The sequence below is a fragment of the Azonexus hydrophilus genome (assembly GCF_001956855.1).
GTDB classification, from domain to species: domain Bacteria; phylum Pseudomonadota; class Gammaproteobacteria; order Burkholderiales; family Rhodocyclaceae; genus Azonexus; species Azonexus hydrophilus_A.
Genome location: NZ_MTHD01000003.1, coordinates 438,045 through 452,752 on the forward strand (window position 1 = coordinate 438,045; position 14,708 = coordinate 452,752).

General features: G+C 60.4%; 13 protein-coding genes. 1 reads left to right on the top strand and 12 read right to left on the bottom strand.

Annotated elements, in window-relative coordinates:
- Nucleotides 1–4 precede the first annotated feature (4 nt).
- From BJN45_RS10825 to BJN45_RS10845, 5 genes are read right to left on the bottom strand one after another with little or no spacing between them, the layout of a single operon-like run.
- The gene (locus tag BJN45_RS10825) at nucleotides 5–3,361 is read right to left on the bottom strand and encodes a pilus assembly protein (protein WP_083651207.1); all 3,357 of its coding nucleotides are present in this window, start codon (nucleotides 3,359–3,361) and stop codon (nucleotides 5–7) included.
- 26 nt (nucleotides 3,362–3,387) lie between these two features.
- On the bottom strand, nucleotides 3,388–3,999 hold the full coding sequence (locus BJN45_RS10830; protein WP_076095061.1) for a pilus assembly PilX family protein: 612 nt from the start codon (nucleotides 3,997–3,999) through the stop codon (nucleotides 3,388–3,390).
- Nucleotide 4,000: 1 nt separating this feature from the next.
- Entirely contained in the window at nucleotides 4,001–4,846 is an 846-nt protein-coding gene (locus tag BJN45_RS10835) for a PilW family protein (RefSeq protein ID WP_076095063.1), read from the bottom strand.
- Complete coding sequence (locus BJN45_RS17515) at nucleotides 4,846–5,280, bottom strand: type IV pilus modification PilV family protein (RefSeq protein ID WP_170873074.1); 435 nt, start codon at nucleotides 5,278–5,280, stop codon at nucleotides 4,846–4,848. The genes BJN45_RS10835 and BJN45_RS17515 overlap by 1 nt, the downstream gene beginning before the upstream one ends.
- 7 nt (nucleotides 5,281–5,287) lie before the next feature.
- Nucleotides 5,288–5,695: a GspH/FimT family pseudopilin gene (locus BJN45_RS10845; protein ID WP_076095065.1), complete on the bottom strand. Its 408-nt coding sequence runs from the start codon at nucleotides 5,693–5,695 to the stop codon at nucleotides 5,288–5,290.
- Nucleotides 5,696–5,921: 226 nt separating this feature from the next.
- Between BJN45_RS10845 and rpsT the strand changes: the two genes are divergently transcribed.
- Nucleotides 5,922–6,197, top strand: a complete 276-nt coding sequence (gene rpsT, locus BJN45_RS10850; RefSeq protein WP_076095067.1) for a 30S ribosomal protein S20 — start codon at nucleotides 5,922–5,924, stop codon at nucleotides 6,195–6,197.
- 94 nt (nucleotides 6,198–6,291) lie between these two features.
- On the opposite strand, the gene BJN45_RS10855 is transcribed toward rpsT, so the two are convergent.
- The 7 genes from BJN45_RS10855 to fabI all read right to left on the bottom strand — a co-directional run bounded on the left by BJN45_RS10855 (nucleotide 6,292) and on the right by fabI (nucleotide 14,498).
- Nucleotides 6,292–6,591, bottom strand: a complete 300-nt coding sequence (locus tag BJN45_RS10855; protein WP_076095069.1) for a DUF3579 domain-containing protein — start codon at nucleotides 6,589–6,591, stop codon at nucleotides 6,292–6,294.
- 212 nt (nucleotides 6,592–6,803) lie between these two features.
- Nucleotides 6,804–9,701, bottom strand: coding sequence for an adenosylcobalamin-dependent ribonucleoside-diphosphate reductase (locus BJN45_RS10860; protein WP_076095071.1), 2,898 nt, complete (start codon nucleotides 9,699–9,701; stop codon nucleotides 6,804–6,806).
- Nucleotides 9,702–9,901: 200 nt separating this feature from the next.
- The gene (locus BJN45_RS10865) at nucleotides 9,902–11,083 is read right to left on the bottom strand and encodes an acetate/propionate family kinase (RefSeq protein WP_076095073.1); all 1,182 of its coding nucleotides are present in this window, start codon (nucleotides 11,081–11,083) and stop codon (nucleotides 9,902–9,904) included.
- 2 nt (nucleotides 11,084–11,085) lie between these two features.
- Nucleotides 11,086–12,504, bottom strand: coding sequence for a bifunctional enoyl-CoA hydratase/phosphate acetyltransferase (locus BJN45_RS10870; RefSeq protein WP_076095075.1), 1,419 nt, complete (start codon nucleotides 12,502–12,504; stop codon nucleotides 11,086–11,088).
- A 29-nt stretch (nucleotides 12,505–12,533) separates the two neighbouring features.
- Nucleotides 12,534–13,016: a hypothetical protein gene (locus BJN45_RS10875; RefSeq protein WP_076095077.1), complete on the bottom strand. Its 483-nt coding sequence runs from the start codon at nucleotides 13,014–13,016 to the stop codon at nucleotides 12,534–12,536.
- A 31-nt stretch (nucleotides 13,017–13,047) separates the two neighbouring features.
- Complete coding sequence (locus BJN45_RS10880; protein ID WP_076095078.1) at nucleotides 13,048–13,626, bottom strand: hypothetical protein; 579 nt, start codon at nucleotides 13,624–13,626, stop codon at nucleotides 13,048–13,050.
- An 80-nt stretch (nucleotides 13,627–13,706) separates the two neighbouring features.
- Nucleotides 13,707–14,498, bottom strand: coding sequence for an enoyl-ACP reductase FabI (fabI, locus tag BJN45_RS10885; RefSeq protein WP_076095300.1), 792 nt, complete (start codon nucleotides 14,496–14,498; stop codon nucleotides 13,707–13,709).
- Nucleotides 14,499–14,708 lie beyond the last annotated feature (210 nt).

Genomic DNA, 14,708 nt, shown 5'->3' on the forward strand with positions numbered 1-14,708 from the left:
TTCCTTATCTTGAAATTTCACGCCAGTAGACCCGGCCGCCGTAAGAACCCGGATCGAAGCCGGCTGTCCCAATACCGCTGCCAGCAGTTCCGCTACCTGTGTCGCCCGAACCGCCGACGATCAATTGACCCTCGCCGTCATCACCGACGGTCAGCGATGGCTGACTCGGCATGCCGATACCGAGATCGAGAGAGCCGACCACATTGCCGCCGCTGGCTCCATTGGTGAAGAAGGCTTTGGTCAGGCTGCCGCCGGTAAAGGCGTTGATTGCGTTGACATAGCCGGTACCGCCCGGCTGGCATGGGTCGTCGGCTTCCGGGATGATCGAACTGCCGAGCAGCGTTGCCTCGGTCAGCCGATACATGACGGAAGGTGAGATGACACGTTCGCCGAGCTTGATGTTGCCGGGATTGATCCAGTCGAGATACCAGCCTCGCTTGTTGGTCATATCGGTGACTTTGCCATTGCTATCGGTGGCAGCCTTGCTGAACGAGCGCGCTGGTTTGCCGTCCAAGGTAAGGATGCTGCTGATCGTCCGTGGTGTCAGCAGGCCCCGGCCGCTGACCGCTGTTCCGGTATCGATCAGGCCATACCAGGTCTGCACCGATTTGTCGTTGATGTCTCCAGCCTGGAAATAGGAGCCGGTGCCGAAGAAGATGTAACGCTTGCCGGCGTTGGGGTCATCGTTCAGGTAATTCACCGCCGAGGTGATCTGTGCGGTAATCGGTTGCGGGTTGTTGTCCGGTCCGATCGCGGTGAAAAACTTCGATTGTGTCCAACCTGCGGAGGCGCTTGTGCTGATGTCGTATTTCCAGACGTTGCCCTTCAGATCGCCTGCATAAACCAGGTCGGCATAGCCATCGCCATTGGTGTCGACGACACCGGGAGTGGCCATGCCGTTATCGGTGACGTTATCGGCCACGAATTTCTTGATCAAGGCGCCTGTCTGGAGGTCGATGACATAGAGGGCAGCTTTGCCGCTGGTGCTGTTGTAGCCATTGCCAACGATGATGGCGCGGGTTCCATTGTTCAGTCGGGCATAGATCGGTTTGCCCACCATGTAGCCGAGTTCGGTGTCGCTGGCATCGATGTATTCCCAAGCGATGTTGCTGGCGGCAAATGTTGCTGGTGTGCTGATGTCGAGTGCAAATAGCCCCTTGGCACCAGCGCCCATGGTGCCGACCAGATAGGTGGAGGTCAGTCGCGTATCGCTCTTGTCGACAATGGTCAATTCGCCGTCGACAAAATACTCGTGCTGATAAGAGGTTTCGCTGAGCCGCTTCAGCTTCGCCAGCATCGGACTGGGAATGTAGGCGAAACGTTCTGCACCGGTATCCGAATTGAAGGCGTGGAGCATGCCATCATTGGCGCCGACATACACCGTTTGGGTTTCTGGGTGATAGACCGGTGATGAATGCACGATATCACCAAGGAGGCCATTGCGGGTTCGCAAGGTGCCGCCATTGGCGGTTTCCTGGCTCCGGTTGCCGCGCAGGAAATTGAAAATGGTTTCGCTGCCAATGCTGGTGCGGTCGGCGGTGCTCAGATTGCTCCAGGTGAATTCACGTTTGTTGCCACCGGTGATGGTGAAAATCTTGCGGCTGGCGTGTTCAGGGATGTTTTCCGAGGCTTTCCAGGTTGGGGTAGCCGAAATGCCGTTGGTGGTCAGAGTGTAGGCGGCGAGTTCACCCACCCAGCCGGAGGTGTTGAAACTGGGGCTGAAGACCTTGCTGCCTGCGGTCAGACGCGTACCGGTCAGCGCTACTGACGAAGAGGAACTCTTGCGCTCGACGATTTCCTTCAGCATGTCGGTGAGGGCATCGGCAAATTCCGTCGGGTTCTGGGCACTGAAGAATGCACCACGGCCATTGACGCTGGCATGAAGAAGGTCGTCAATCTTGCCAGGGTTATCACCGGTTGATGGCCAGGTGATCGTGGCACCAGTATTGATGGCGTTAAATGCACTGTCTGGGGCAACGCTTCCTTGTACCCCCAAACCGACGCCGAAAGTTACCATGTGCTGCCAGAAAGCAGGGTTTTGTGGGCTGGTTGGGACCGAATTGGTAATGTTGGTACGTAGATCTCTTTTCCAGTAATGCATGGCGACATCCGCCAGTGTATTGGAACGGCTGTCCGTGAAAGGCGACACTGCCTGGTAGGTATAGCGCTGATTGTTCGGGCCGGTAATTTCGGTGCCATTGGTTCCGTCAGTGTTGTTGATACCTGAAATGGAATCGCTGTAGTAACCGTCAGTCATCAGGATGGTATAGCTCTGCCTGCAGGCGAGGTCTGATCCGCCGGATTGACCTGGTGTGGTACTCCATGGGCCGCGATCATCAGTGCGGCTGTAATATCGTCCGGCATCGTCGAGCGCCCCAAGCAATGGCGTGCCAGCGTTGGGAATTGTCCGGTCGTATAGGTCGGAAAAGAAATTGCTGCGATCGGTGTCCTTGAACTGACGCACTCCGCGGACGATGGTCGCGGCTGAGACATTGTCTATGCTGGTGCTGCCTTTGTTGATGGCACCGAAGCCGACGCGCATGCCACTATCCTGGGCGGCGAAGGCTCTGCCGATGCCGGCGCGCGCGGTCAGTACCCGCGAGCGGTAATAGGTGTACCAGTTGGCGAAATTCTGGATTTCCTGGTTATAGTTGCAGACGCCGTTGGTGCAATCGGTGCGGCTGCTTCTTCCATGGCCGCTGTAGGTGTTGCCGGAAATGATCTGTACCCGGGTGTAGTTGTTCCAGTTCCAGACATCGCCACCGTTGTGCCAAAAATATGTAGCAGGCCAGTAAGTTCGGTTGTTGGTGTTGTCGGCACAGTTGGTCGCTGAAGTGCAGCTTACCCATTCGGCGTTGTTGTAGCGTGTGTTGTTAACAGTCAGGTTGCGGCAATACTCTGCTGTGGTTCCGTTGCGCATCGGGTTGTGCAGGGCACAGGTTGGCGAGGCATTGGGGAATAGACTCCCGTCTGCCCTGGACCAGGGCAGGTAGGTGATGCCGGGGTTGTAGTAGATGGTGTTTTGCTGTGGAGAGCGAGCGACAGCATTGTAGACATTGTTGTCGACGTCGGGGACTGTGTTGGTGTAATCGCCGCCGCCATATACTCCATCTGCACGGGGAAAGACGTAGCGAGCCTCTCTCTTGATCAGGTCTTCCGGCATGATCTCGAAATGCATCGATCCCGAATCATCAAGAATCATCATGACGTTCGGATCGGCCGAGACGCTGGTCTGTAGCGGTGTATCCGGGATGTTCAGCACCGCCTGAGCCGGGGCGATGCTCGTCAGGCTGAAAAAGAAGGCTGTCAGCGTCGCCAACCGGCGCCGGATCAGGCGATGTCTGGTGGGAGTTGAGTTCATGTCCGGACTCCTTGTATGGCTTGCATTCAGAAGGTGGTGAACAAAGTCTGCAGAACGACTTCGGCACGGCCAACGGCCGGGTTACTGCGGGCGGTGACCCTGAAAAGATAGCAGTCGCAAGTCGGGGAAATTTTGCCTTCCGGCGTGTCGCATTGTGCCGCGGCTTCATTGGGGTTCTGTGACTTGCACACTGCCCTGCCGCGGTATTCGATCAGGTAGCGTGGACGGTTTCCGAGGAGGCTGCCCAGATTGACCGTGCTGGCGAGTTCGCGGGCGTTCTGTTGCCACCACGTTGCCTGGTCGGGCATTGTCAACATCCAGTCGGGGGATTGTGTCGTTGGCCTGGCAACAAATCCGTTGACCACGGGCTGGGCCGCAGCGACGGTTGTGGCATCAGGATCGAATCCGGCCGGAAAGTTGGTCCGGTTTCGCGCATCCTGCTCACCAGCCAGCAATGCGGCCTCGGCCGCCTGCATGGCAATGCTCCGGTCGTGTTGTGCCGCACTCATTCTTTCTTCGAGCGCAACGCTGCGAACGCTGGATATGCCGAGAATGCTCATGATGACCAGCATGATCATGGCAACGATGAGAACGATGCCGCCTTGAGACTTTTGCGACGGAATGAATTTTTTTGTCATTTCAGGCCGTCCTGCGTTGAATGACTGTGGCAACCGTACGCTCGATACGCCCGGCAGCGCACAACTGGTTATTTGCCGCGAGTGCTTCAGAGTCGTTGTTCCTGCTGCACAGCGTCAGTTGAATGCGTACAGCGCCATTGCCCAGATCCTGAGTAGCCAGGCCGACGATGTTATCGACCATTTCAACACCGTTGCCAGCGCCAATTCGCCGATACAGGGAATCGAGCCGGCCATCGGCGTTGGTGCCGATGTACCAGAAGCGGAAGTCCAGGCCCGATGCGATGGAGGCGCCGGTGAGATCGGCTGCCGGTACGCTTTCAACGGTAGCGGTTGTCGGTGTGGCAGCAGTGACTTCGAGCAGGTAGGCGGCCTTGCCCGTGCAGGCAATGATGATGTCACCGGCGGCCAGCGAGTTGGCAAACGTAAGGACGGTGCCTGCCTGGGCGGTAATGGTTTGTGTGTCGGTGATCGTGACCATCTGCAAGGCGCTTTGCGCCGCGACCCTGTTGCCCGGGTTGTCGGCCGGGTTCAGCGCTACGCTGCCGGCTTGTGCCAACTGGGCTTTGATAGCCAGAGCTTTTGCGTTGGCATTTGTTTGGTCAGACAGGCTCGTTGTCAGGCACGGGTGTCCGCCGGCCTCGCGAAGGTCGCGTGCGAGCAAGTCGATGGCGATGCGGCTGCTGTCCTGAATGCCGGAAAGACCTTCGGTGGCGCTGAATACGCGCTGATTGGTGAGCAGTGTGCCGGTCGCGCCAAGCATCAGGATCAGACCGATGGCCATTGCAACCATCAGCTCGACTAAGCCCAGCCCAGCTTGTGATTCGGGGTGGTTGATTTTCATGATCATCAGAACAACGCACTCAGTTGCAACTGTTGTTGGCTCGGGCCGCCGGCACGTTCATCATTCCACTGAATAGTGACAGTGCATCGGGTCGTCCCGGCGGGATTGGCGTTGGCTGCGCACTGTATGCTGCCACACGAGTTTGGGCCGAGGCCGTTTTGCAGGTCTGCCACCCACTGTGCGTAGACTGCATTTCCGCCGTCGCACGCTGTGGTAATGCGAGAAGCCGGGGCTGCATGCAGAACATCGATAATATAGTTTGCGGAGATAACGGCCTGGGTACGCTGCAGGCTGCTTTCGTTGCCTTTCAGGGCGCGGGCCTGGAGACCGGCAATGCCAAGTGCGCCAAGGGAGAGAATGACGATGGCAACGGCGACTTCAATCAGGCTCATGCCGGACTGACGGGCGTGATGTCGGATGGGGCGCAGGATCGTGTTCATGTCAGTTTCAGTTGGTGACGAAAGATTTTCCGCTGCCGAGTACGCGTATGTCCCTGCTGCGGCTTGAGTTGGAAATGGTGATTGTGCCGGCGTTGGCGGTAGTGCCATCTGCATTGAAAGTGATGCTTGCTGCGAGGCCGGCTGGGTTGCTGACGATGCTGACGTTGGCATTGCCACGGTTGGCGATGATGGTGGTGGGGTTGATGCTGACTTGTTGATTCAACTTGACGGCATCGGAGCGTGCGCGGGTAAGCTCTGCGATCAGTTCGTTGGTTGCGCTGGTGACACGACTCGCGATGATCTGGTTTTGCATTTGAGGCGCAGCGACCATCCCCAGGATGGCCAGGATGGCGACGGTGATCATCAACTCGATCAAGGTGAATCCATGATAGGCACGGGGAGGCTTGATGTTCATGTTCTCAGCGTAGCTCTCTAATTTGTTGTCTGAAGTCTACAAGCCATGTTGATGACTAGCTACTGCTACGGGATAGGCGGTGTCTTACGGGGGATGGGCGGAGAGGGGAGTGATCCTGTTGCGCTACAGCAAATCACTACTATGTGTGGAGATGTTTTTGTATTGCAAACTTTGTTTTCTATGATAAAATTTCCGGCTTAATTCAACACTAATCTGGATTCAATTCATGGCCAACAGCGCACAAGCCCGCAAGCGCGCACGTCAAGCTGACAAGCAGCGCGCCCACAATGCAAGTCTGCGTTCGACCCTGCGTACCGCGATCAAGAGCGTGCGCAAGGCGATCGTTGCCGGCGACAAAGCCGCCGCACAAAACGTTTTCCAGCAGTCTGTTTCGGTGATCGATCGTATCGCCGACAAGAAGATCGTTCACAAGAACGCCGTGTCTCGTACCAAGAGCCGTCTGTCCGCCCAGATCAAGGCGCTGGGTGTTGCTGCCGCCTGATTCGGCAAGCAAGGCTCAATGAAAGATGGCGCCTGCGGGCGCCATTTTTGTTTTTGGTTTTTTGCTGATTCCTGCGGTCGACCGCAGCATTGGTTCATTTTTTGCCATCAAGCGGGCAGACGCCGTCAACGATCTGCAGGTCGTTGTCCTGGGCGAAGTTGAGCATGAAGCGGTAGGCCATCGGTTCGATTTCGCCTAGGCGTCCATCGACGAATACCGCCTTGTCACCATTGAAATCGCCAGGGCCAACGTAGGGTGAGTATTTCATCTTGCGTTCTGCGCCGAAGGCGGACATGACGCCGCACAGGCGTTCGGCCCAGTCGCTGGGACGAAATTTTTTCCCCTCCTTGGTAACGCCGACAATGATGAATGTGGTCGATTCTTGAGTTGTCATTTTGTACTCTGCATTTATGGGTATGCGACCTTGCGTGTCAGCGCATTCTAGCAGAAGCGAGTGGTCTTACCACAATCCGGCGCGGCCTTTGATGGCGCTGAAAGGCTTGTCGCTTCGGGTTTTCGGCTTGCTGCCCGGAATGGAAAAAGCCCATCAAACTTGCGCTTGATGGGCTTTCGCATTCGTTGTGACCAGTTTCGTCCGGAGGGGTCTCAGCCGCAGGTTCCCACGGCGCCGCAGGCGGTGCAGAAATCACAGCCATCCTTGCGGATCATCGTGTGGTTGCCGCATTCGCCGCACAGCTTGCCCTGGGTCGGCAGCACCTTGTTGCTGGTGGTGTCTTCCGGCGCTTCGAGGATACCCATCTGCTGCAGCGGGAAGCCGGCTTCGTCGAGGATGCCGAGCATGGCGTAGCGGTGGATGATCAGTTGGGCGATGTAGGCGACCGTCGACGGGTAGGTCTGCTGCTTGCGCGAACCCGGGACGAAGGCCATGAAGTCGCCGAACGGCTCGGAGTAGTCGAGCAGCTTGCGCAACTTCATGCCGATCCAGGCCGGATCGACGACGCGCATGTCGAGCGACAGCAGCTTGCACAGGCCGTCGAGGGCACGCGGGTAGTTGCCGGCGAGCCACATCGAGTAGGGGCGGGTGACGCCGTCGGGCAGCGTGATTTCCTTCAGGCCGAGGACGAAGTCTTCGCCGGTCGAAGCGTTGTTGATGTCCACCGTCCAGGACAGCGTGCCGTCGGTGCCGGTCTTCGGCTCCTTGGTGCTGAACAGGGCGTCCTTGACCGGGGTCGGGCCGTCGTGCGAGAGGGCGCCGAGCTGTTCGACGCGCCAGCTGATGACCTGGGCCATGGCCGAGACGACGGAGGGCATGCGCTTCTTTTCGCCATGCGGCGGCATGTGCATTTCGAAGGCATCGCCCGGGGTCTTGGACAGGGCTTCGAGCTTCATTTCCAGCCAGGCGTGGTCGTTGGCGCGCATGTCCATCGACAGCGTCTTGGCAACGGCGCCAAGGCCGCGCGGTTCGGCCGGGCCGTTGGCCCAGACTTCGAACGGCCAGGCATGGCCTTCCTGCTCGACGTGGCCGACGAACAGCGCGAACTTGCCGATCGGCGAGTCGACCATGTAGGTCCAGCACAGGTTGCCTTCCGGCAGGTTCGGGCGGCCCGGCCAGCGCAGGCTGGAGAGCACCGGCGCCGGCAGGTTCTTGATCGACAGGCGGCGGTTGGCATCGGTGACGAAATCCTGCGGCGACTTGGCGTCGTCGGCGGTTTCCTTGGCCGGTTCGTTCGAGGTGACCGAGAGCACGGAGCCCAGCACGCTGTTCGGGCGGTAGGTGGCCAGACCTTTCAGGCCGGCCTTCCAGGCTTGCATGTAGAGATCCTGGAAGTCTTCATACGGATAGTCGCCGGGGACGTTGACCGTCTTCGAGATCGAGGTGTCGACGAAGGGGGCAACGGCAGCGACCATGTCGGCGTGGGCTTTGGCCGAGATTTCCAGGGCGGTGACGAAGTAGTCCGGCAGCTTGCTGACATCGCCGCCCTGATGCTTGTACAGGCGCCAGGCGTAGTCCTCGACCGAATATTCCTTGATCGTGCCGTCCTGCATCCGCTTCTTGCGGTTGTAGGTCCAGGAGAACGGCGGTTCGATGCCGTTCGAGGCGTTGTCGGCGAAGGCCAGCGAAATGGTGCCGGTCGGCGCGATCGACAGCAGGTGCGAGTTGCGCAGGCCGTGCTTGCGGATTTCGGCCTTGACGTCGGCGGGCAGACGCGAGGCGAAATTGCCGCCGGAGAGATACAGTTCGGCGTTGAACAGCGGGAAAGCGCCGCGTTCCTTGGCCATGTCGACCGAGTACAGGTAGGCGGTGTCACGCATGAATTCGCTGATGCGAGCGGCCATGGCGCGGGCTTCGGCCTTGTCGTAGCGCAGGCGCAGCATGGCCAGCGCATCGCCGAGGCCGGTGAAGCCGAGGCCGACGCGGCGCTTGTTGGCGGCTTCCTGCTGCTGGCGTTCGAGCGGCCAGTGGGTGGCGTCGAGCACGTTGTCGAGCATGCGGGTGGAGATGCGGATGACTTCGGCGAACTCGTCGAAATCGAAGCTGGCGGCATCGGAGAAGGCGTCGCGGACGAACAGCGTCAGGTTGATCGAACCCAGGCAGCAGCAGCCGTACGGGGGCAGCGGCTGTTCGGCACAGGGGTTGGTGGCCTCAATCACTTCGCAGTAATTGAGGTTGTTGTCCTTGTTCATCCGGTCGAGGAACAGGATGCCCGGTTCGGCGTGGTCGTAGGTCGATTTCATGACCTGGTCCCACAGGTCGCGGGCGCGTACCTTGCGGTAGACCCAGATGCCGTCGTCGCGCTGGTAGGCGCCGGCTTCGCGCATGTCGGCGTTGGGTTCGGCGCGGTGGGCGAGTTCGACATCGCCGTCGGCATCAACGGCTTCCATGAAGGCATCGGTGACGCCGATGGAAATGTTGAAATTGGTCAGGTCGCCTTTGTCCTTGGCGTGGATGAATTCCTCGATGTCCGGGTGGTCGCAGCGCAGCACGCCCATCTGGGCACCGCGGCGGGCGCCGGCGGATTCGACGGTTTCGCAGGAGCGGTCGAAGACGCGCATGTACGACACCGGGCCGGAGGCGCGCGATTGCGTGCCCTTGACGCGGGCGCCTTGCGGGCGGATGGACGAGAAATCGTAGCCGACGCCACCGCCGCGGCGCATGGTTTCAGCGGCCTGGGCGAGGGCGGTGTAGATGCCGGGCTTGCCGTCGGTATTCTCGACGATGGAGTCGCCAACCGGTTGCACGAAGCAGTTGATCAGCGTTGCCTGGAGGTCGGTGCCGGCAGCGGAATTGATGCGGCCGGCCGGAATGAAGCCGTTTTCCTGGGCCCACAGGAACTTCGATTCCCAGTGGGCGCGATCGGCTTCCTGCTCGACCTGGGCCAGCGCGTAGGCGACGCGGCGGCGCACGTCATGAACGTTGGTTTCCTTGCCCTTGGCGTATTTTTCAATGAGGACTTCGCCGGAGATTTCCTGCTCGGGCAGCGGTGCGAATTGCGGCGGGGCGGGAATGTCGGTCAGTGACAGCTGCTCGGCGATTTTGCTCATTGATGGCTCCTCTTGGCTGGTCTTGTTCGGTTGTTCGAGGGAGTCAAATCTACTAGATCTAGTGGGTCAAGGCAATACGTTGACTATATGCGGTGTTTTCTGCATTGCCCTTCAGTGCTTCTGTCATGTCCGCAAAAAGCCCGAAAAAACAAGGCTCCGGCACCTTTCGGTGGCGGAGCCCGGGGTGAAAAAAAGATTTGTTAAAGGGCGAGCAGTGTCTGTGCGTGGTGCGCCATCATCCATTCCTCGTTGGTCGGAATGACCAGCACGTCGACCGGGCTGTTGCCGGCGCTGATGACGATGTCGTGACGGGCGTTGGCTTCCGGATTGACGCGGATGCCCAGCCATTCCGACTGCAGGCAGACACGGCGGCGGACTTCGGCGGCGTGTTCGCCGATACCGCCGGTGAATACCACGGCATCGACACCGCCGGCGGCGGCGGCCAGTGAGCCGAGTTCGCGGGCGATGCGGTAGCAGAACAGCTCGACCGCCTCACGGGCTTCCGTCTTGTTGCTGGCGAGCAGCGTACGCATGTCCTGGCTGATGCCGGAGACGCCGAGCAGGCCGGATTCCTTGTAGAGGATGCGGGTCATGTCCTTGACCGTCAGTCCCTTGGTTTCCATCAGGTGCAGGATCACGCCGGGGTCGAGGTTGCCGCAGCGGGTGCCCATCATCAGGCCGTCGATGGTCGAGAAACCGAGCGTCGTGCCGACGCATTTGCGATTGACCATGGCCGCCATGCTGGCGCCGTTGCCCAGGTGGGCGACGATGACCCTGCCGTCGGCGCGGTGCGAGTGCTGCGGCAGCGTGCGGGCGATGTACTCGTAGGACAGGCCGTGGAAGCCGTAGCGCTTGATGCCTTCTGCGGTCAACGCCCGCGGCAGGCCAAAAAGCTGGGCGACGTCGGGCTGGCTGCGGTGGAAGGCGGTGTCGAAGCAGGCCACCTGCGGCACCTCGGGCAGCAGCGCCTGCAGCGCCTTGATGCCGGCGACGTTGTGCGGTTCGTGCAGCGGTGCCAGCGGAATGAAGCTTTCCAGGTGGCCGAGCACGGTGTCGTCGACGACGATCGGCTGCGCGTAGCGGTCGCCGCCATGGACGACGCGGTGGCCGACGCTGACGATCTGCCAGCCGGTATAGGCTTCGAGGAACCATTGCAGCATGGCGTCGAGGGCGACGGTATGGCTGACGGCTTCTCCCGCGATCAACTGGTCGGCGATGCGTTCGCCGGCACGGTTCTTGGCTACGAGTTTCGTGGCGTTGGTGCCGATGCCGTCGATCTGGCCGGAGACTTCGGCTTCCGGCGAAATCGGGTGGGCGAGCGGGAAAAGGGCGAACTTGATCGAGGACGATCCAGCGTTGATCGTCAAAATGCCTTGTTTCATGGTCAGGTGGTTCCGTTCTTGCGGTTGGCGTGAGCGACCAGCGCGGCGATCACGCAGGAGGCGGTGCGGGTTTCGGCGGTATCGGCGCGGCTGGTCAGCACGATCGGCACCTTGGTACCGAGCACGATGCCAGCGGTCAGCGCGTTGGCCAGGTATTCGAGCTGCTTGGCCACCATGTTGCCGGATTCGAGGTCGGGGACGACGAGGATTTCGGCGTGGCCGGCGACGGCCGACTTGATGCCCTTGGTCTTGGCGGCAACGATGGAGACGGCGTTGTCGAAAGCCAGCGGGCCGTCGAGGATGCCGCCCTTGATCTGGCCGCGGTCGGCCATCTTGCACAGCGCGGCGGCGTCGAGCGTGGACTGGATCTTCGGATTGACCGTCTCGACGGCGGACAGGATCGCCACCTTCGGTTCGGGAATGCCGATGATGTGGGCCAGATCGATGGCGTTGCGGATGATGTCGGCCTTTTCTTCCAGCGTCGGTGCGATGTTGATCGCCGCGTCGGTGATCATCAGCGGCCGGTGGTAGGTCGGCACGTCCATCAGGAAGACGTGGCTGATGCGGCGACTGGTGCGCAGGCCGTTGGCGCGGGCAACGACTTCGGCCATCAGTTCGTCGGTGTGCAGACTGCCCTTCATCAGCGCCTCGGCGTCGCCGGTCTTGACCAGCGATACGGCCATTGCTGCGGAGTCGTGACTGTGCGCGGCATGGACGATGCGGATGCCGTGCAGGTCGATGCCGAATTCCTCGGCAATGGCGCGGATCTTGTTTTCCGGGCCGACCAGGATCGGCTCGATGATGCCGGCCTGAAAGGCCTGGACCGGACCCTTGAGGGATTCTTCGTCACAGGGGTGAGCCACGGCGGTCGGAATCGGTTCGAGCCCCTTCACGCGCGCCAGCATCTGGGTGTAGCGCGCATGTTTGTCGTCGATGTGGATTTCCGGTGCCTGCCCGCCCTGCAGCCGGGAAATCTTTTCGCTCGGTGCCAGCACTTCGGCGCTGCCGCGAACAACCTGCAGGCCTTCCTGGTTGGTGCAGACACAGTCGAAGACGATGTGCCGGTTGTGCTCGAATTTCTGCTTCACCGTAACGGTAATGACGATGCGGTCGCCGATGGTGACCGGCCGGGCGAAGTGCAGTGCCTGATCGACCAGGATGGTGCCGGGACCGGGGAACTGGGTGGCCAGCACCGTCGAGATCAGCGAACCGCTCCACATGCCGTGGGCGATGGCTTCGCGGAACATGCCGCTCTCCGAGTATTTCGGATCGATGGTGGCCGGATTGACGTCGCCGGTCAGGATGGCAAACAGCTTGACGTCTTCCGGCATCAGCGTGCGGGTCAGGCTGGCGGTATCGCCGACGGCAATCTCGTCGTAGGTCTTGTTGACGAGGTATTGCTGCTCGCTTTTTTCATACATGGCGTGGTTTCCTGGCTGGGATGAAGGGGTCACTCGCGGTTGGCGATCCGGCGTTCGCGCCTGCCGTCCGGGGTCGGCACGTCGACGCTCAGCGCCGGATGCAGCGCCAGCAGCGTGTCGAGTACCCAGGGATTGGCTTCGTAGGTGAATTCGCGTGCTTCCAGCGGTGCGCCGGAAAAGGCTTCGACAAACAGCGCCACCGCAGCGGAACGGCTGACGCCGTACTCACAATGCACCATCACGGTCATTTCGAACGGAGCGGCATGGAGTTCTTCGACAAACCCGGAAATGCTTCGTGCCATGTTGCGGTCGAACAGGCCGGGCAGGGCCGGCTGGTATTCGTCGGCCGGCACGGCATCGAAAAACGACAGCCGGAGGACATGCCGGAACAATGGGTCGAGGCGGGCTTCCGGGGTCGTCGGGTCGGTGATTGAAATCACCGCCATGTAGGGATTGCCTTCCAGCGATTCGGCCAGCTTGCGCGAGGTGAAACGGACGTGGTTGATGGTCATCTTGCGGTCAACGCGGGTTTTTCGGCATTTTTCATTCCATGAAGACCGGATCGGAAAACACCAGCGTGCCATCCTTGCGCATCATCAGGTTGTCGGCCTTGATCAGGTCGGGCAGGGCGCCATAGTCATCGGAGAAGGTTTCCAGCGCCTGCAGCGACTGCTGCACGGTGTCAGCCCAGCCCATCGGTGTCACCGCCAGATGGTGCAGGGCGATGCGGCCCATGTCCTGGGCCAGGTTGCGCCACATCATGCAGGCGTCGAAATAGGACGTGGAAATCTTCGTTGCGACCTCGGCCGCTTCGCCGGCGCCGGGTAACGGATAAAGCCGCTCGACCTCGACGACATGAAAGGGATAGCCGCGACTGGAGCGGCCGACCGCCCCGTGATCGGCGAAGACCACGGGAAAGTGCCGGCCGGTCGGCCGGTCTTCCGCGGTGTAATAGGCGTAATCAGTCGGCGAGGAGAGGATCTTGTAGACGCGTTCCTGACCGTCGACCGTGTCGGCTTCGAGCACGATGGTGCTCTCGCCGCGGCCGATTTCCTTTCTGCCCTTGAGCAGCGGATGATCGGGGACCGGGTCGGTGATGATGCAGGCTGGATTCTCGTCCATGTTCTCTCCCTTGCTCGTCGGTTCTTCATGGCGAGCATACCGCAAGTCGGCGCCGGGGCGCCGGCTTGCGCTGCCGGTACTCAGGCGACGATGTGCGCGCCGCCGTCAACGAAGATGGTCTGGCCGGTCATGCCCGAGGAGCCTGGGGTGCACAGGAAGGCGGTCAGGGCGCCGACTTCGTCGATGGTCACGGTACGGCCGAGCGGTGCCTTCTGGGCATCGGATTCGAGCAGGTTGTTGAAGTTGGCAATGCCTGAAGCGGCGCGGGTCATGATCGGGCCGGGCGACACGGCGAAGACGCGGATACCCTTGGGGCCGAGGTCGTAAGCCATGTAGCGGACGGCCGACTCAAGCGCTGCCTTGATGATGCCCATGACGCCGTAGTTGCGCACCACGCGTTCGGCGCCAAGGTAGGACATGGTGATCAGCGAACCGCCGTGGGCCATCAGCGGCTCGAGGGCCTTGGCCATGCGCAGGAAGCTGTGGCAGGAGACATTCATCGCCGAGTCGAAGCCTTCTTCGGTGGCGTCGATAACGCGACCGTGCAGGTCTTCGGCATTGCAGAAGGCCATCGAATGGATGGCGAAATCGAGTTCGCCGAAGGTTTCACCACACTGGGCGATGACGCTTTCCAGGCTGCCTTCCTCGGCGACATCGAGCTTCAGGAACAGCTTGGCGCCGAGTCCTTCGGCCAGCGGCTGGGTGTACTTGGCGGTCTTGTCGTTCTGGTAGGTGATGGCGATTTCGCCGCCCAGCGCGACGATGGCCTTGGCAACGGCGTAGGCGATCGACTTGTCGTTGGCGACCCCGGTGACCAGGCCTTTTTTGCCGGCGAGCGGGAGGTGCGAGGTATTTTCGTTGGTGGCGTTCATTTTGTTTTTCCAGGCGAGTGTCGTGCGCCGATGCTGCAATGCAGCATCGTTGGCGTGCGACCGGGGTTGAGACGAGGGCTGTTCATGCTGTGGTGCAGCATCATTCTTGCACATTCCGGCTACGTTTTGGTGACATGGAAAACGCTAGCGATTTGATCTGAGACAAGAAACGGCAAATTTCCGGTGCTAGTCTCTCGTTCGTCATTTCAT

What these genes read in the sequence shown, in the direction of transcription:
- BJN45_RS10865 (WP_076095073.1), bottom strand. Translation starts at nt 11,083, where the DNA reads ATGAAACAAGGCATTTTGACGATCAACGCTGGATCGTCCTCGATCAAG.
- BJN45_RS10825 (WP_083651207.1), bottom strand. Translation starts at nt 3,361, where the DNA reads ATGAACTCAACTCCCACCAGACATCGCCTGATCCGGCGCCGGTTGGCG.
- BJN45_RS10875 (WP_076095077.1), bottom strand. Translation starts at nt 13,016, where the DNA reads ATGACCATCAACCACGTCCGTTTCACCTCGCGCAAGCTGGCCGAATCG.
- BJN45_RS17515 (WP_170873074.1), bottom strand. Translation starts at nt 5,280, where the DNA reads ATGAACACGATCCTGCGCCCCATCCGACATCACGCCCGTCAGTCCGGC.
- BJN45_RS10830 (WP_076095061.1), bottom strand. Translation starts at nt 3,999, where the DNA reads ATGACAAAAAAATTCATTCCGTCGCAAAAGTCTCAAGGCGGCATCGTT.
- BJN45_RS10835 (WP_076095063.1), bottom strand. Translation starts at nt 4,846, where the DNA reads ATGATCATGAAAATCAACCACCCCGAATCACAAGCTGGGCTGGGCTTA.
- BJN45_RS10845 (WP_076095065.1), bottom strand. Translation starts at nt 5,695, where the DNA reads ATGAACATCAAGCCTCCCCGTGCCTATCATGGATTCACCTTGATCGAG.
- BJN45_RS10880 (WP_076095078.1), bottom strand. Translation starts at nt 13,626, where the DNA reads ATGGACGAGAATCCAGCCTGCATCATCACCGACCCGGTCCCCGATCAT.
- BJN45_RS10855 (WP_076095069.1), bottom strand. Translation starts at nt 6,591, where the DNA reads ATGACAACTCAAGAATCGACCACATTCATCATTGTCGGCGTTACCAAG.
- BJN45_RS10860 (WP_076095071.1), bottom strand. Translation starts at nt 9,701, where the DNA reads ATGAGCAAAATCGCCGAGCAGCTGTCACTGACCGACATTCCCGCCCCG.
- BJN45_RS10870 (WP_076095075.1), bottom strand. Translation starts at nt 12,504, where the DNA reads ATGTATGAAAAAAGCGAGCAGCAATACCTCGTCAACAAGACCTACGAC.
- fabI (WP_076095300.1), bottom strand. Translation starts at nt 14,498, where the DNA reads ATGAACGCCACCAACGAAAATACCTCGCACCTCCCGCTCGCCGGCAAA.
- rpsT (WP_076095067.1), top strand. Translation starts at nt 5,922, where the DNA reads ATGGCCAACAGCGCACAAGCCCGCAAGCGCGCACGTCAAGCTGACAAG.